The organism is Xenorhabdus koppenhoeferi (assembly GCF_900116635.1).
Taxonomy (GTDB): domain Bacteria; phylum Pseudomonadota; class Gammaproteobacteria; order Enterobacterales; family Enterobacteriaceae; genus Xenorhabdus; species Xenorhabdus koppenhoeferi.
In genome coordinates this window covers 21,011-38,252 of the sequence record NZ_FPBJ01000030.1, presented here as the reverse complement: position 1 = coordinate 38,252, position 17,242 = coordinate 21,011, and the positions used below count along the sequence as shown (strand labels likewise).

The following is a 17,242-nucleotide window of genomic DNA, read 5'->3' as shown; positions in this document are numbered from 1 at the left end:
TCGTCTCTGCTTATGGAAGCTGCGTCAGTCTCGATACTATCGAGCAACGGCTAACGAAATAAGAAGCATCGCCCGATAGGGCGGTGAGAAGTCACCTAAATAAGTCTCCCATTTTCACCCGACCATGAATACACAATGCACTGTATTTCTGTCTAAAATTTAATATAGTTACTATTCAAATTGGAATTTTTTCTATTGGTTTCTTCTTTACTGGCTGTGTTTGCAACCACAATAATTAGGAGGAAGTATGTTCAATACTGTGGTTCTCTTTTGGGCTGTTTTCCTCATCTGCATTGTTAACATGCTACGTTACTTTTCTTCGCTCCGTGTGCTCCTGTCAATCCTGCGTGAATCTGACCCCATGCTATATCAATCTGTTGATGGCAATGGCTTTTTTACCACTAATAGTCAGTTCAACAAACAAATCCGGCTAGTGCGCTACATTAATTCGCAAAGTTATATTAAGCATCACAATCCCAATGTCATTTTGTTGTGCGAAAGGTTGAGGAAACAATTTATGTTGACGGAAATTCTTTGTGGCATCGTTGTGCTGTGCCTGATAGCAAGCGTCTTTTAAGGGGTCTTAGAGTGTAGTGAGGGTTTGAGAATTAACGTGAACAAAAAAAACAGATGAAAATAAAAAACAGATGAAAATAAAAAAGGGTTGACTTGCAAATACGCAAAGCCAACCCCTTTTTCCAAGAGGTCGTTAGATCAGTTTCAGGGCAATCCAGTACAGCATGCCTGACAATACAATTGAAATTGGCAGAGTCAAAATCCATGCCAACATGATATTTTTGATGGTCTTGTTTTGCACACCACCACCATCAACCAACATCGTACCCGCTACCGCAGAAGAGAGTACCTGTGTTGTTGACACCGGCATACCTGTATAACTGGCAACACCAATAGAAACCGCTGCTGTAACCTGCGCAGAAACACCCTGGGCATAAGTCATGCCTTTTTTGCCAATCTTCTCACCGATGGTGACAGCTACGCGCTTCCAACCCACCATAGTGCCTAAAGACAGAGCAAGTGCCACAGCAACGATGATCCACAACGGCGCATATTCCACCGTATTCAGCAGATCTTTACGCAGCTTATTCAGGAAACGAGCATCTTCATGACTTGTTTCTGGCAGTTTAGCCACAGCACTAGCCGTATCTGCGATGCACATCAGCATACGACGCATATTGTTGCGCTGATCCGGATCCAACTCGCTGTAATTCTGGATACTCACCAGCATGTTTTCGGCTTTGTTCAGAACCACTAATGCGCGTGAGCTGTCACAGCGGAACTGCATATCCAATTGATCTTCTACATTAGAAGTGGCTGGAGCCAGCTCAATCGCATGAGCCAGTGCCGGGCTGTGCTGCTCATAATACTGCTTCAAATGGACAACAGCATCGTGAGTACGGGCAATGTCGTAGCTGGTTGAGTTCATATTGACGACAAAACCCGCAGGTGCAACGCCAATCAGCACCAGCATGATCAGACCGATACCTTTCTGGCCATCATTCGCACCGTGGGAGAAACTCACACCAACAGCGGAGATAATCAGGGCAGTACGTGTCCAGAATGGCGGTTTACGTTTACCATCCTGTTTTTCACGTTCAGCAGGTGTCATGTGGATACGACGACGTTTTTTGGTTCCGCTCCAATAAAGGCGCAGCAAAAATACCATCGCTCCGGCAATGATCAGGCCAATAAGAGGAGACAGGATCAAGGACATGAAAATCTGTATCATCTTCGGAATATTCAACGCATTAACCACCGAAGAACTGGTCACTATCGCATTGGTCAAGCCGATGCCGATAATAGAACCGATCAACGTGTGAGAACTAGATGCTGGAATGCCGAAATACCACGTACCTAAATTCCAGATAATCGCCGCCAGCAGCATGGAAAAAACCATAGCCAAACCGTGAGCTGAACTGACATTTAGCAGAAGATCCGTAGGCAGCAGATGCACAATCGCATATGCGACACTTAATCCACCAAGGAGAACACCAAAAAAGTTAAAAATCCCTGCCATGACAACGGCAAACTGCGAACGCATCGCCCGGGTATAAATAACAGTTGCTACTGCATTTGCGGTATCATGAAACCCATTGATGGCTTCATAGAAAAGCACAAACAACAGAGCAAGCACTAACATAAGGCCGGTATAAAATTCCAGGCCAGTAAACAGATGTAGCATAAACGTTAAGCCAGTTAGTAGGACATGAACGCGCGCATTATCAGTGACAATCGTGAGCGGGAAAAGGAAAATATGACCTTTTTTTGATTTAAAGGCAATAAAGCAACACAAAAAATCTTACATTTATCAACCATATCAAATAGTTAACTAATTTTAATATTTTGATATTTTTTTGAAGAAAAATAACTTTTTTAGCAAAAAATCAAAACAAATATGTATTTTTCTCTGTAGTTCGTGAGCGCTACACCTCCACAATACAGTAATTTCCTACAAAATAACCCGGTCAAAAGAGACAGACTAATGGAAAAATTTGATGTAATTATTATTGGTGCTGGCGCTGCCGGCTTGTTTTGTGCTGCTCAGGCAGGGCAAGCCAGACTCAACGTTCTGGTTCTGGATAGTGGTAAAAAAGCAGGCCGTAAAATTTTGATGTCTGGAGGCGGGTGCTGTAATTTTACCAATATGTATACCGAACCGACGGCCTACCTTTCTGCTAATCACCATTTTTGTAAGTCAGCACTTGCTCGCTATACTCAATGGGATTTTATTGATCTCGTGCAACGCTATGGCATCCCTTATCACGAAAAAACCTTGGGACAACTTTTCTGCAATGACTCCGCCCAACAAATTATAGACTTACTATTAAAGGAGTGCGAAATAGGGAAAGTCACTATTCGGTTGCGCAGTGAAGTCACACATGTAGAGAAGAAAGAACAGGGCTTTGTCGTTACCACAGAAGGAAAACAAGTAAGCACACACTCACTTGTTGTGGCATCCGGTGGTTTGTCAATGCCCGGCTTAGGCGCATCACCTTTAGGTTATCGCATCGCAGAGCAATTTGGCCTTAATATCCTGCCCACACGAGCGGCATTGGTTCCCTTTACTCTGCATAAACCGCTATTGGAACAACTGCAAACACTCTCAGGCGTGGCTGTTCCTGCTGTGGTAACCGCGAAAGATGGCACAGTATTCAGGGAGAATATCCTCTTCACCCACCGCGGTCTTTCCGGCCCTGCTATCTTGCAGATCTCCAGTTACTGGCAACCCGGTGAGTATGTGAGTATTAACTTACTTCCTGATACAGATTTAGAGGGCTTTTTGGATCAAGAACGGGAATCTCATCCGAATCAGGGTTTGAAAAATACGCTGGCTAAACTACTGCCTAAACGTTTGGTTGAATGTTTGCAGTCGCTTGGTCAATTGCCGGCACTTTCCCTGAAGCAACTTAACCCTGCCCAGAAAAAAGATCTGATCACAACCCTGCAATGCTGGCACGTGCTGCCGAATGGAACAGAAGGCTATCGCACGGCAGAAGTGACTCTCGGCGGTGTAGATACGAATGAGTTGTCATCAAAAACAATGGAAACCCATAAAGTGAAAGGGCTCTATTTTATCGGTGAAGTAGTCGATGTGACCGGCTGGCTCGGCGGGTATAATTTCCAGTGGGCATGGAGTTCAGCCTGGGCTTGTGCGCAGGCGCTGGCTGCCCGTGAACAAATCGTACTATTTTCTCGTAAGGCAAGCTGAGAACAGTTAGTGCTGTTGAGTCTTCATTAATGGCGGGTAAATATCACCCTATCTATACCCGTCGTCTTTCAAGTTGCAGCTTTGTTGGCTGCGCTCACTCACCCCAGTCACATAGTTAGCAGTCACATAGTTAGCTATGCTCCTGGGGGTTCATTCCCTTGCCGTCGCGCTGCATCTTGAAATCCATTGGGTATATACAAAATATTAACTCCGCTTTTTTCTGAATCAAATGCGCCAACCAAATTGAGTATTCATTTATATAAACAAGTGACGCATTACCACTCCTCAGACCACTCCTCAGACTATTGCCATTTTCTGTCTCCTTATTAGTTAAAATCATAAATAATACTATAATAAATATTGAAATGAACCTATTGAACAATAATCACCTAAAACATCTGAATTAGCACAAAACATTAGAAAAAAAGTTTGATTGTTACGTTAGGCTTTGGAATAATGCGCCCGCAAGCACCAGGCCGATTTTAACTACAAAAACGAAAATACGCTATCTAATAGCGATATATTGAAGATATATTAAATAATAGTCTTCATTTATGTCGGTTATCTACAACATCATTCCCCCATAATGCCTCGAAGACCAACTAAATCAGGCATTTTTATTCATTATATAAAATAATAAATAAAACCTATTGGAAATCATTACGCTCAGCATAATAATTAGCAAATTTATTAATTTTTTTACTTAAATCCGAAAATAGAAAACAAATGTAGTGAGCAATCTGAACTATTTATCAGCGGTATTGTTTTGCTGATCGCCCGATTACCGTCCCTCTGTCATTGTTACTGAGAATGAGTATGAATATGCAAAATCTACCTCACGTCAAAGCGCTGTGTGCTGTCACACACCCTTATCGTGCTTGTGACGAATATGATGCATTATTTGATGCCGCCATGCGGGAATTAACGCTCTATCACTGTGAACATACCTCTGGTTATAAACAGTGGCTGACCGAGCATGGACTGGATGAACAAGCGATAATAGCGCAGGACGATTGGTCAAACCTGCCTTTGCTATTTGCCAATTATTTCAAACGTAATCTGATACTCAGCGACAGCGCGAAAGATGCGCTGGAACTGACATCCTCCGGAACGACCGGGCAGAAAAGCCGCATGCGCTATGATACCGACAGTATTACGGCTGCCCAACATATGGTGGATTGTATTTTCGATTATTATGGCTGGAATACCCCAGACCAACCTTGTAACTATTTGCTGCTGAGTTACGAACCCGCAGGTGCCATCACTTTAGGTACGGCCTATACCGATCAGTTTTTATGTAAATATGCCCCAGTGAATCGGGCTTATTATGCTTTGCGCCATAATGGGCAAGGTAATGAATTCGACCCTTTCGGCACCATTGCGGCGCTTCAGCAATTTGCTGAGGAAGGGTTACCTGTGCGTATTTTCGGTTTCCCTGCCTTTCTGTGGTTTACCCTGCAAAGAATGGAGCAAATGGGACTGCCATCACTCAAATTACATCCTGAATCTTTGGTTTTCCTCGGCGGTGGCTGGAAGACTCATGCCGATAAATCCATTCCGAAAAAAGAGCTGTATCAGCGCCTGGCTGAGCAACTCGGTATCCCCGATATTCGCTGCCGTGATGGTTATGGTTCAGTTGAGCATCCGGTGCCTTATGTTGAATGTTCACACCATAATTTTCATGTGCCAGTTTATGCCCGTGCTTACACTCGCCACACCACTGATTTATCCCGTCAGCCTTATGGAGAACCGGGTTTCCTGCATTTTACATCTCCTTTTATCACTTCATGCCCTGCCCACAGCATCGTCACCAGCGATCTCGCTGTGCTGCATTCCGGTGAAAGCTGTGGTTGTGAACTGAATACTGACTGGTTTGAACTGCTTGGTCGTGCTGGCACCAGTAAAACGCGTAGTTGTGCGATTGCCGCTTCTGAATTGATTAAGAGATCTTGATATGTCTTCCGTGAATACAATTAATACCCTAATTTCGGCAGAACACAAAATCGCAGATTTGCGTGAACGGCTACCTGAGCTACTGGCACACCCGCATACTTCCGGGCAGGTACTGGATTGCGCACAACGCTTTGCTGATTATCTGTCAGGTCTTGACGATCATCCTCTGTTCAATGCCAAAGTCCGTGAAGCGCTGATCGCCTTCTGCCAGCGCGAAGTCCTGCAAACAAAACTGGAGCGGGAACTCGGGCAGAATGCCTTTTCGCTGCGTCGATTCGATTATGATGAGAATCGCTATGAAGCCTGGAAACCTCTGGGACTGGTTGTCCATATCACCCCATCCAATGCTGAACTCCTGCCCTTTATGGCAGTGATAGAAAGTTTGCTGGTCGGCAATATTAACTGGTTACGTCCCAGCAGCAGCGATAAAGGATTTAGTGCACAACTCTTGTCTGAGTTTTTGGCACACGATATTTCAGGGGCTTTAACTGATCGGATAGTTGTACTGCCGTTACCTGTAACGCAATTAGCCGGGTTACTTGTTCAGGCGGACGCGGTTTCTGCCTGGGGCAGCGATTCTGCTCTGGAGTCCATACGCGCTCAACTGCCATCCGGTTGTCGCTGGATAGATTGGGGACATCGCATCAGTTTTGCCTGGTTGAATCCTGAAGCCACCGATGATGCCCTATTGGATGCACTGGCCGATGATGTTTGTTGTTATGACCAACAAGCCTGTTCCAGTCCGCAATGTTTACTGGTCGATAGTGACAAACCCGAAGTTTTGCGAAACATCGGACAGCGTATGGCTGCTGCGCTGCAACGTCGCTCTGAATTGCATCCGGCTTTGAAACCAGATATTCAGGAAGCGGCTGAAATTACGACCCAAACAGCATTCCAAAAACTCGATCTTGCCTTTACGCAGGTACGCGGCGAAATCTGGCAGACCGACGGATGGCGGGTAATATGGCGACATGAAGAGGAACTGGCGGCTTCCCCTTTGTTCCGCACATTGCAGATACGTCCGGCACCCCGCCAACGCTTGTGTTCTATTTTGCTGCCTTGGCGTAACCATCTGCAAAGTTGTGCTTTGATTACTCATCAGAAAGATATCACTGAAATGAGCCACGCCCTGTTTGCAGCCGGCGTCAGCCGCATCGCGCCTCCGGGACAAATGCATAGCGGTTATAGCGGAGAGCCGCACGACGGTGTTTACGCGCTGTCACGCCTGACCAAGCGCGTCTCTGTAAGCCTTGCCCCCAACTTGATGGCTGGCTGCGCTCACCTTGATATTCCACCAGCCCGTCCACATGGGTTGGAAAATTTGCCGGTACTGAACAAGGCGGATTTCCACTCTCTGGTGCCGAATGATAAATCCCGCCTATTTTTCCGCAGTGGCGGAAGTAGTGGCGAGCCTAAACTGGCCGCTTACAGCTATCAGGATTATCACCGCCAAATGCAGGCGGCTGCCGATGGCGTATTTTCATCAGGTCTTGAGCCAACAACCGACCGGGTGATGAACCTGTTATATGGCGGAAAATTGTATGGGGGGATGATGAGCTTTTTTACCATTCTGGATAAATTAGGCGTAGCTCAATATCCGATGGGCGGTCCTGACGACAATGATTTCAGCGAAATTGCCGATTTGATCGTAAACCAACGCATTAATACGCTGGTAGGAATGCCAAGTACGTTGCATCGGTTATTTCTGAACGAAGAAGCCAGGCTGCGTGAATACGGCGGCGTTCGTAAGCTGTTTTCGGGTGGGGAACACTTGAATATAAATCAGCGGACTTTCCTGACCAGTTTTGGCATTACTCTGATCCGCTCAACGATCTACGGTTCAGTGGATGCCGGTCCGGTAGGCCACGCATGTGCTGCCAGCGAAGAGGGAGTTTTCCATTTAATGGCTGATACCCAATGGCTGGAAATCCTCAATGAAGAAAATGATCAACCTGTGGCCGATGGCGAGACGGGTCGTCTGATTTTTACTTCTCTGCATCGTGAGGCACAACCTGTCCAGCGTTATGATTTAGGCGATCTCGGCTACTGGGTAAACCAACCTTGTTCCTGTGGCCTGTCCTCGCCACGTGGGGCGCCACGGCTCTTCATTACGCATAGGCAGTATTTTCGTCAATCTGGCTGACTTCTCTGAACAATTGAGATTACCGGTTCAATGGATAATTGATCATAACAGTAACGGCGTCGATAGCGTTCTGTTGTTAGCTGACCATTCTGATCCGGCCGCTGTACGTCAGCGTTTGTTGCAGGATGAAAAACTCACCGAAGTCGTTGAAGGAGAATTACTGAGTTTAGATGTGATTTCTACCTCAGCCACTGAGTTCCAGCGAAATGCACACAGCGGAAAAACACCATTGTTCATTGACTTGCGTAAATATTGATTTGCGTAGATATTAGTTGAGTGACATTAAGATGATGACCAGAACGACATTGATTGATTTGTTCCATCATGCGCGCGAGCATTCTGCCTATTACCAAGATCTCTACAAGTCCGTTTCGGAAAACTGGACTATGGAAGATTTGCCTCTCGTGGAACCCGATAATTACTGGGCACAATCAAACGATTTACAAGCATGGCCGGTTCTGACTGCACCATTGGAAAGCGGTCATGTATATAAAACAGGCGGCTCTACCAGCGATGGACGATTGTCAGTTTTTAGCCAACAAGAGTGGAAAGCATTTACTCACACCTTTGGTCAGGGTATCGCACATCAATTAAAGCCAGGAGATCGGGTAGCCAACCTATTTTTTGCCGGCGACCTTTATACCAGCTTTATATTTATCCACGGCGCATTATCAAAAGCACCACTCCCTATCGTGGAATTTCCTTTCACCTGCAAGGTTGAAGACGAATTACTGACCAATAATATTAAACTCCACAATATAAACGTACTGGCGGGTGTACCGATTCAATTAATTCGATTTGCCTACTACCTGAAAGATACGGGGCAAACTTTGCCGATGGTAGAGACCATTCTTTACGGGGGAGAAAGTCTGTTTGATGCGCAAGCCGCCATTATCAGACAAGTTTTTCCTAAAGCACGTTTGGGATCAATCGGTTGTGCCAGTGTTGATGCGGGTTTGATCGGCTTTGCTGATCCTGAGTGTCAGCAAGGAGAACACCGGGTATTTGATGAAGATACGATTGTTGAAATCGTGGATGAAATTACCTACCAGCCGATCACGACACCGGGGCACAAAGGACTATTAGTTGTGACTAATCTGCAACGTCGGCTGATGCCTGTTATTCGCTATCCTACCGGCGATTTGGCTTGCTGGTGTGAGCCGGAACAGGAATACCGTAGATTTGCCCTGCAAGGGCGAGCCAATCAGGGCTATCGGATTCGGTTTGGGACACTGTCATTATTCCCTGACGATTTGGCCGCACAGTTATCACAACAGACTGAGCTTCTGGCCTGGCAGTTAGAGCTATCCCAACAGGCAGGGCAAGATAAAATCAGATTATTGGTGGCAAGCCTTCAACCTGTCGATATCGGCAAGATACGCCATAGGGTACTGGCTGCCCTTCCAAGCTTGGGCAAGGATTGCACAGAGCAAAATATGTTGGAAATCGTTCAGACCAATATTGATGATATGTACACGCACCCACGATCAGGGAAATTGCAACGGGTTGTGGATCTGCGTAGCTATAATTAAAGGTTGAAATCGATGACTATCTTCCCTTCCGCTATTCAGATTCAAAGCTATCAGTCGGGTGATGATAAAAAAATCAGCCAATTGTTCCGTGAAGTCTACGGCGATGCGTATGTCTATCCTGACATCTACCTGCCCAGACTGATTGATGATTATCAAGTCACAGGACAGTGGTATTCAGCCTTGGCGTTCTATCAAGGATGCCTCATTGGTCATGCTTCGTTGGTTAAGGATGCAGTGCACCAAAACCATGCTGAGCTTGCACTCATTGCCGTAGAACCTGATTTTCAGGGCTATGGCATAGCTAAGTCTCTCAGCAGTTATTTATGCCATTATGCGAAAGAGCAAAACTATAAGTTGCTGACGATGAAACAGGTATGTTCGCATCCGAAAAGCCAGTATATCGCTCGAAATTTAGGCTTTTATTCCACAGCACTGATGCTGGATTATGTTGATTCTCCATTTGGGTTGCCAGAGCCTGAAAGTATTGTACAGGGCATCTTACCTCTGAAATCATTGCCACTGCCTAAACTGAACTGGCCTCAGCCTTGGCGCAACTGGGTTGACCAAATCAGACAATATGTTGGTGAATCATTACCTTATGCACAACAAGTATGTCGTCGTTCTTTTACCTCAGAGCCATTTAGCATCAAAAAATCCGGGCATCGCCTGGAAATTACGCTGTACAATGTTCCATCTGATTTTTTGTCAGAAGTCATTGATTTTCCAGCCGGACAGTTAGTCTACTTAAAACTGCCTGCCTGTGAAGAATCTCTGACATTGTGCCCATCACTCAAAAAAGGCGGATTCCGGTTCGCAGGGCTGTGCCCCGATGAGCATAATGGGTGGTTTTTGCTGTGGTTACGAGGCTACCAATTGGCACCATACCAGTTTCACGACAGAGGCACACAACACCTCTATCAAATGGAATTGGGAGAGTATTAACCACTCCAATAACAAAATAAGCTAAATTTGATTAAAAAAACACTTTACAAATGATATTGAGAACGATTATCATTGCTAACACTTTCGGTGCACTACCTTCAAGGTTCATGCGAAAGTACGACATTGCTCACATTGCTTCCAGTGTTTACTTTATAAGCCAACTTAATGTTGGCTTTTTTTTGATTAATCAGAGCGGTATTACAGCTTAGGTCCTGCTTTCACCAATGCCGCACCCGCAGCGGTATCAGTGTATTTATCAAAGTTATCGACAAAACGTTGTGCCAGATCTTTTGCTTTAACATCCCATTCGGATTTATCCGCATAAGTGTTGCGGGGATCCAGAATAGTCGTATCTACACCCGGTAATGTAGTCGGTACAGACAAATCAAAAATCGGCAGTTCGATGGTATCCACGTCTTCAATATCACTATTTAAGATAGCATCAATAATCGCACGGGTATCCTTGATAGAAATGCGTTTTCCAGTGCCGTTCCAGCCAGTATTGACCAGATAAGCTTTTGCACCTGATGCCTGCATGCGCTTAACCAGCACTTCTGCATATTGAGTCGGATGCAGCGACAGGAATGCCGCACCAAAGCACGCAGAGAAGGTTGGTGTTGGCTCTGTTACACCGCGTTCAGTTCCCGCTAGTTTTGCGGTAAAACCAGACAGGAAGTGATATTGGGTCTGTTCTGGTGTCAGGCGAGAAACCGGAGGCAATACACCGAAAGCATCTGCCGTCAGAAAAATGACTTTAGTAGCGTGCCCTGCTTTTGATACAGGTTTAACAATATTGTCAATATGGTAGATAGGATAAGAAACGCGGGTATTTTCTGTCTTGGAACCATCATTGAAATCAACCGAACCATCAGCCAGTACAGTGACATTCTCCAGCAGGGCATCGCGGCGAATAGCGTGATAGATATCCGGTTCAGCTTCTTTGGATAAGTTGATGGTTTTTGCGTAACAACCACCTTCAAAGTTAAATACACCGTCATCATCCCAACCGTGTTCATCATCACCGATAAGCTTGCGCTTAGGATCTGTGGAAAGGGTGGTTTTACCTGTACCGGAAAGGCCAAAGAAAATGGCGACATCCCCTTTTCCGCCTACATTGGCAGAGCAGTGCATGGAAGCGATACCTTTAAGTGGTAGCAGGTAGTTCATCATTGAGAACATCCCTTTTTTCATTTCACCGCCGTACCAAGTACCACCAATCAATTGCATCCGTTCTGTCAGGTTAAAAGCAACAAAGTTTTCTGAATTCAGCCCTTGTTCTTTCCATTGTGGGTTCGTGCACTTAGCACCATTCATCACAATAAAATCAGGCGTGAAGTCAACCAGCTCTTCGTCAGATGGACGAATAAACATATTTTTCACAAAATGTGCCTGCCACGCCACTTCCGTGATAAAACGTACTTTCAGACGCGTATCTGCATTGGCCCCGCAGAAAGCATCCACGACAAACAGACGTTTGCCTGAAAGTTGTTGAGTAACCAAGCCCTTAAGATGAGACCAAGTTTCCTGACTGAGCGGTTTGTTATCGTTCTTACCTTTACCCTGATCTGCCCACCATACGGTATCACGGGTAACATCATCGCGGACGATGTATTTATCTTTCGGAGAACGTCCGGTGAAAATGCCCGTATCCACTGAAACAGCACCAAGGTTAGTTAATGTGCCGCGCTCATATCTTTGTAGTGAGGATTGGGTTTCTTCAGAAAATAGCAATTCATAACTTGGGTTATAAACAATTTCACCAATATCACGAATACCATAAACCGCAAGTTCCTGCTCAGTAATACCTGTAACGCTCATTTATTGCTCCTGGTCAGTTATACCTTATCTATACCTGTCGTCTTTCAAGTTGCAGCTTTGTTGGCTGCGCTCACTCACCCCGGTCACATAGTTATCTATGCTCCAGGGGATTCGCTCCTTGCCGTCGCGCTGCATCTTGAAATCCAATGGGTATATCTCTGTGGGGGATAATAAATAATTATGACTAATTAACAGCGATTGCTATCAAAAAATTGAAATTGCATTAATTTTTTTGAGCTTATATGAGACACAGAACACGGAATGAGAAAGGGATTAACAGTAAAAAGGGCGTATGCTACGCCCTAATAAACAGTTATTCACGCGATTAGTACAACCGCATCTATTAGTGAAACCAAAAGATCAGTGCAACTGTTCTTTTTTCACTGTCTTTATTTCACTGATATCTTTCTCATCGAAAATATAATGCGTGCCACAAAACTCACATTCCATATCGATTTTGCCATCTTTATGCAGAATTTCCTGAAGATCAGCATCAGGCAGTGTCACCAACGTATCAGCGCAGCGTTGCTGGGAACAGGAACAACGGAATTCGACCTGCTGAGGCTCATAGAGTGTGACATCTTCTTCATGATAAAGACGATGCAAAATCTCTTCCGCGTTCAGTGTGAACAGCTCTTCCCCTTTGATGGTTGCAGTGAGTTGCACCAGATGTTCAAGGACATCGTCACTGCTTTCCTGAGCATCCGGCAGAATCTGCAATAACATGCCGCCTGCCGCCATTTTCCCATCCTGAATTCCGGTACGGATAAACAGACGGGTCGGTAGCTGCTCAGACTGTTTGAAGTAGGCATCCAGACACTCCGCCAGCGTTTCACCTTCCAGTGCTACAACGCCCTGATAGCGTTCACCTTCTGTCGGAGTCACAGTGATGACCATGTAACCATTACCTACCATGTCATGCAAGCTGCCCGCAGCATTTACTTTGCCATCAATGCGGGCTGTTCCACGCATCTGCTGCTGGTTATTACCATTAATCACCGCCAGTTTGACCGGCCCATCACCTTGAATTTGTACCGTAATATCCCCGTTGAATTTCAACGTGGCCGTCAACAAGCTGGCTGCGACCAACAATTCACCCAATAGTCGCTGCACAGGTTGCGGAAGGTCATGATTTTCCAACATACGCTGGTACGTCTCACTGACGGAAACCAGTTCTCCCCTGACAGAGTGGCTTTCAAATAAAAAGCGGTATAATTGGTCATGCTTATTCATAAATCTCTCTCATTTTCTGAATTCGACATGGTTGTTTCTCCCAAATGTCTAAATCGTCGCTGGCAAAAAACCGTCTGAGGGTAACACAGCACACCGGATCACCGCTAATCCACTGACCGTGCAGTAGAACCGAAACAGTTATCATAATATTGAATGATGAATTTGAGACGGCGCCGGTTCTTACGTATTTTATTTATTATCAGAATAATGTTGGTTGTAAATGTCACCAGCAATATTGCCACCAGCAAACAGCTACTCAGATAGCGAATAAGATCTGTGGTCTTCGGCTCGCGGTGCAGCACAATGTTAAGAGTTCCATTGGCATCCTCAGATAAGCCCGTGATAATCCCTTCTGTTTCAAATGGAGTTCGCATCAGCATCTCTGAGAAATTCAATAATTCCTGCCACCTGTCCATAGCAGAATTTTCAAACATATTGCCTGTCCGCAGCGGATATTCAACCAATGGCATTCTTTCATCACTGAGCAGCAAGACACCTCCAGGAGATGGGCTGTTCATTAAAATAGACATCCTCTGAATTTCCTGATAAATAAAGGATGCCGTAGTAGCATCAACCAATTTTTGTAATGCTTCCGCACTGGCGGTCCGCAATAATACTCTGGTTCCATTCAGCGTCCCTTTTTCCACTTTACTCAGTAGATCATTCCAACTTTTGGCATTACCCAGATTGACCAGCGCGTTTTGCAGGCGAATGCAGGCTTCATCTTTATGACATAAACTATTCGTCTTCAAAATAATCTGTGAAAAGTTGTCGAGCAGAGTCATGCCCGACTTAGCAATCGCTTCATTCAGGCTGGGATTGACTTTCCGGTTACGTTCAACCCGATGTAATTGATCATTAACCGTCGTGATCAGTAGCGATGCCTTATCGATAACATCTGACTCAATCAGAGGTAACGGAATCTCGTTATTCCAATAAATACCCATACAATCAAATGGCGCAAATATTGTGGCATAGTTGTATTTCGGTACAATTTCAGGCGGAAAATAGCACATTCCTACTCCCTTGACCTTCAGGACATCCCCTTCCTGCAACGATATATTTTGCAGTTCAGTGACACTGCTGATGACCTTAGTATTGCTCCCATGTAGCCAGGCAAAACTAAGGCGCATCGATAAGCTCACAGGCTGATAAAAATAAAGCAGTAACATGGCTGTTACAGAGAAAATCACCAATAGCAGGTTCTTCCTGTAACGCTGGTAGGGATAGTGTTTTTCTTCTTCATGTAAGGAAAGGTGATGTCCCTGCCGGATGACATGGAAATTAGCATACATATCTATATTGGTATTTTGGTCTAAATCATGGGAAACATAAGGTTCCCAATGTGGTGGATAGATAAGATCAATCCCACCGAGCGATATATTTTCTCTCTGCTCCAGTTCAAACTCACTGAATATTCCCCAACGTTTCGGAATACCGCTGAAACAATGGATACTTGATAGTTTCCGTTCAGGAGGCAACCGGAAACTCAGCCAGAAACTGCCCAATATGAGTGTCAGAGATGCCGGTATTAACCACGGAAACGTTGGAATAGGTAAAAAAAGGGCAGTAAACCACAGTGACATCCCTACACACATAAGGATGCCTTCCTGAATACCTGTTGAATGTCGAAGCCGATGCTCTTCGAGTGTTTCCTTGCGGACATTCAGTAAATTGGCACTCAAATTACCATTTTTTTGAATTGAGGCATGTTCATTCTTTGCCATGACCCGGGCAATGGACAAATCCTTCTGATAATCTTTCAAAAAATGGCCATTGAGTGCGATGACAACCGGCATTGATGAAGTCTGGACGATCTCAATGATATTTTGCTGCTTGATAAACGGCTCCAGCCATACAGGCAGATGTATTTCCGTTTCATCAACATAATGACGCCAATGGTGCGATTCATCCATAGCAGCAGAAAAACGGGTGATAGGATGGTTGATAGTATAAACATCGTCGCTTTTGATCGTTAATGCCGGGTAGCCTGATTGTTGTCTACCGTCCGGCTTAATCAGAAAGCTGGCATTTCTTAAGTAATATTCAATGGCTTGATATTCATCAGCATTCAGTTTACGGCGACCAGTCTTGGTGATTGATGGTAGATAACGCGCGTTATCGAGCCGTCTCCATCTGAAAGCCAGAAAGGAAGCCATTATAATCAGACTAATGATAAAAATAGCCAATATAATGACCAATAAACTCATTTTTTCCCCACGCCCATAACAGCAGTACAGAGACTGGCAGAATAACAATCTCGTGAAACACTCAGAATCAGGCTATTCCTATTCTTGCCTTCTATTTTTAATTTTATTTACAAAAGATTATGTAAATTTTCTCATATCTTTCCAGGAAATAAAATTTTGTTGCCAGAGTAAGATATCAACAAAAATATATTCAAGCGATAATCGCTATCATTTATTAACATAATCAGCCATATTAAGGCAAAATTTGGATGAGTATCCAATTTCATCATCATTCCTTGAATTAGCTAAGATAAATTAACTAATTCAGTGCATTATTATTTAAAATTGACCAATATATGATAACCTTCAGGGGCAAGCATGACTGTTCTAAAAAAACCTAAGATTCTGAATGTAAATGATATTGCCCAATCACGTTTATTCAATATTCAATCTGTTAATCTTGAATTCAGCAATGGTGTGAAAAGAGTTTACGAACGTATGAAACCCACAAACCGTGAAGCAGTCCTAATTATTCCTGTTACCGGGGATGAGCTGGTTCTTATTCACGAATATGCTGTTGGCATTGAGCAATACGAGTTAGGTTTTCCCAAAGGTGCTATTGATGCAGGGGAAAACGTCTTTGAAGCGGCCAATCGTGAATTAAAGGAAGAAATTGGTTTCGGTGCAAAAAAATTCGAACTGTTGACGAAATTAACTATGGCACCATCCTATTTCTCCAGCAGGATGAATATTGTGATTGCCCACGGTCTTTATCAAGAACATTTAGAAGGGGATGAGCCAGAACCCTTAGTACAGGTACGCTGGCCTATCTCTGACATGATGTCACTACTGGAGCATCCCGATTTCAACGAAGCCAGAAACATCAGTGCCCTGTTTTTTGCTCAGCAATATCTGCACAAACAAAATAATGGGAAAGTTTAATCAGATTGCTTTCTAAATATGGGTATTGAAAATACTAACTCGGTACCCATTTTGCTACTATTTTAAACAAAAATCAGGAAATAAAAATAATCACCTTAATAAAACAATGTTTAATTTTATTAGTAATCTCATTCTCCTATATATTCACTAAAAAATTCAGTTTATTAAGAACAATAAATAAACATATTTACTATATCTTTAAAATTAATTCACACCATAATTATATCTCTAATAAAAACACCTTATTTTCTGATAAATTCTATATTTAAAGCAAATCACATTGAAATAAAATAATTTTTTAAGAAACGATCAGATCCTAAATATATTTTAAGCGGGATCACCATCATTAACAGGCCATAGTGTAACCATGCTCATCAGTCAATAATACATAAATCATAGTTATGAATTGAAAATAGAAATGTTGTTCCCTCTAACCACGTTTTCTATTTAAAAGGTAGTCATTTTATGGCAAATAAAATATATACCCATTGGATTTCAAGATGCAGCGCGACGGCAAGGAACGAATCCCCGGGAGCATAGATAACTATGTGACCGGGGTGAGCGAGCGCAGCCAACAAAGAGGCAGTTTGAAAGACGAAGTGTATAGATACAAGAATCAGCTACAAAACGCTTTTTAATGATAATCCTGATCTCTATTGCTTTCCTGGTTTACCTGAACTTGCTTATCTGTTTGATCTATATCAGCAAGTTAGAATGTTTGAGAATAAAGCAGACAAAGATAGTGCTCAATTTCTCTCTCAGC

12 protein-coding genes and 1 pseudogene are annotated in these 17,242 nt (G+C 44.0%); 9 read left to right on the top strand and 4 right to left on the bottom strand.

All coding sequences use genetic code 11. The features are described 5' to 3' along the window. The first annotated feature begins 247 nt into the window (after nucleotides 1-247). Complete coding sequence (gene uspB / locus BM329_RS10550) at nucleotides 248-577, top strand: universal stress protein UspB (RefSeq protein WP_092552752.1); 330 nt, start codon at nucleotides 248-250, stop codon at nucleotides 575-577. A gap of 132 nt (nucleotides 578-709) precedes the next feature. Here the strand turns inward: uspB and pitA are convergent, their stop codons facing one another. Further along, the gene (pitA, locus tag BM329_RS10545) at nucleotides 710-2,200 is read right to left on the bottom strand and encodes an inorganic phosphate transporter PitA (RefSeq protein ID WP_092552749.1); all 1,491 of its coding nucleotides are present in this window, start codon (nucleotides 2,198-2,200) and stop codon (nucleotides 710-712) included. Between the two features lie 300 nt (nucleotides 2,201-2,500). On the opposite strand from pitA, the gene BM329_RS10540 reads away from it, so the two are divergent. The 6 genes from BM329_RS10540 to BM329_RS10520 all read left to right on the top strand — a co-directional run bounded on the left by BM329_RS10540 (nucleotide 2,501) and on the right by BM329_RS10520 (nucleotide 10,297). Next, nucleotides 2,501-3,727 (top strand): BaiN/RdsA family NAD(P)/FAD-dependent oxidoreductase, encoded by a 1,227-nt coding sequence (locus BM329_RS10540; protein ID WP_092552746.1) that lies wholly within the window; start codon nucleotides 2,501-2,503, stop codon nucleotides 3,725-3,727. An 816-nt stretch (nucleotides 3,728-4,543) separates the two neighbouring features. Next, nucleotides 4,544-5,680, top strand: a complete 1,137-nt coding sequence (locus BM329_RS10535) for a LuxE/PaaK family acyltransferase (protein ID WP_245759058.1) — start codon at nucleotides 4,544-4,546, stop codon at nucleotides 5,678-5,680. Nucleotide 5,681: 1 nt separating this feature from the next. Then, nucleotides 5,682-7,823, top strand: coding sequence for an acyl-CoA reductase (locus BM329_RS10530; RefSeq protein ID WP_245759057.1), 2,142 nt, complete (start codon nucleotides 5,682-5,684; stop codon nucleotides 7,821-7,823). Beyond that, on the top strand, nucleotides 7,768-8,079 hold the full coding sequence (locus tag BM329_RS15050) for a hypothetical protein (protein ID WP_245759056.1): 312 nt from the start codon (nucleotides 7,768-7,770) through the stop codon (nucleotides 8,077-8,079). The genes BM329_RS10530 and BM329_RS15050 overlap by 56 nt, the downstream gene beginning before the upstream one ends. Nucleotides 8,080-8,110: 31 nt before the next feature. Then, nucleotides 8,111-9,355 (top strand): phenylacetate--CoA ligase family protein, encoded by a 1,245-nt coding sequence (locus tag BM329_RS10525; RefSeq protein WP_092552743.1) that lies wholly within the window; start codon nucleotides 8,111-8,113, stop codon nucleotides 9,353-9,355. Nucleotides 9,356-9,367: 12 nt separating this feature from the next. Then, entirely contained in the window at nucleotides 9,368-10,297 is a 930-nt protein-coding gene (locus BM329_RS10520; protein WP_092552740.1) for a GNAT family N-acetyltransferase, read from the top strand. Between the two features lie 198 nt (nucleotides 10,298-10,495). Here the strand turns inward: BM329_RS10520 and pckA are convergent, their stop codons facing one another. From pckA to BM329_RS10505, 3 genes are all read right to left on the bottom strand, one after another. Continuing rightward, nucleotides 10,496-12,115, bottom strand: coding sequence for a phosphoenolpyruvate carboxykinase (ATP) (gene pckA / locus BM329_RS10515; RefSeq protein WP_092552737.1), 1,620 nt, complete (start codon nucleotides 12,113-12,115; stop codon nucleotides 10,496-10,498). Nucleotides 12,116-12,475: 360 nt separating this feature from the next. Beyond that, nucleotides 12,476-13,348 (bottom strand): Hsp33 family molecular chaperone HslO, encoded by an 873-nt coding sequence (hslO, locus tag BM329_RS10510; RefSeq protein WP_092552735.1) that lies wholly within the window; start codon nucleotides 13,346-13,348, stop codon nucleotides 12,476-12,478. Nucleotides 13,349-13,452: 104 nt separating this feature from the next. Continuing rightward, a complete protein-coding gene (locus tag BM329_RS10505; RefSeq protein ID WP_092552732.1) occupies nucleotides 13,453-15,558 on the bottom strand; it encodes an IgaA/UmoB family intracellular growth attenuator in 2,106 nt (701 codons plus the stop codon). Nucleotides 15,559-15,915: 357 nt separating this feature from the next. Here BM329_RS10505 and nudE point away from each other — a divergent pair, with 357 nt between their 5' ends. Continuing rightward, complete coding sequence (nudE, locus tag BM329_RS10500) at nucleotides 15,916-16,479, top strand: ADP compounds hydrolase NudE (RefSeq protein ID WP_092552729.1); 564 nt, start codon at nucleotides 15,916-15,918, stop codon at nucleotides 16,477-16,479. Between the two features lie 603 nt (nucleotides 16,480-17,082). Continuing rightward, a pseudogene (locus BM329_RS15320) lies at nucleotides 17,083-17,217 on the top strand (hypothetical protein); the annotation flags it as partial. Nucleotides 17,218-17,242 lie beyond the last annotated feature (25 nt).

Excerpts from the sequence above, each read along its gene's own strand:
- hslO (WP_092552735.1), bottom strand. The coding sequence starts at position 13,348 with ATGAATAAGCATGACCAATTATACCGCTTTTTATTTGAAAGCCACTCT.
- BM329_RS10505 (WP_092552732.1), bottom strand. The coding sequence starts at position 15,558 with ATGAGTTTATTGGTCATTATATTGGCTATTTTTATCATTAGTCTGATT.
- pckA (WP_092552737.1), bottom strand. The coding sequence starts at position 12,115 with ATGAGCGTTACAGGTATTACTGAGCAGGAACTTGCGGTTTATGGTATT.
- uspB (WP_092552752.1), top strand. The coding sequence starts at position 248 with ATGTTCAATACTGTGGTTCTCTTTTGGGCTGTTTTCCTCATCTGCATT.
- pitA (WP_092552749.1), bottom strand. The coding sequence starts at position 2,200 with ATGCTACATCTGTTTACTGGCCTGGAATTTTATACCGGCCTTATGTTA.
- BM329_RS10530 (WP_245759057.1), top strand. The coding sequence starts at position 5,682 with ATGTCTTCCGTGAATACAATTAATACCCTAATTTCGGCAGAACACAAA.
- BM329_RS10540 (WP_092552746.1), top strand. The coding sequence starts at position 2,501 with ATGGAAAAATTTGATGTAATTATTATTGGTGCTGGCGCTGCCGGCTTG.
- BM329_RS10535 (WP_245759058.1), top strand. The coding sequence starts at position 4,544 with ATGAATATGCAAAATCTACCTCACGTCAAAGCGCTGTGTGCTGTCACA.
- BM329_RS10520 (WP_092552740.1), top strand. The coding sequence starts at position 9,368 with ATGACTATCTTCCCTTCCGCTATTCAGATTCAAAGCTATCAGTCGGGT.
- nudE (WP_092552729.1), top strand. The coding sequence starts at position 15,916 with ATGACTGTTCTAAAAAAACCTAAGATTCTGAATGTAAATGATATTGCC.
- BM329_RS10525 (WP_092552743.1), top strand. The coding sequence starts at position 8,111 with ATGATGACCAGAACGACATTGATTGATTTGTTCCATCATGCGCGCGAG.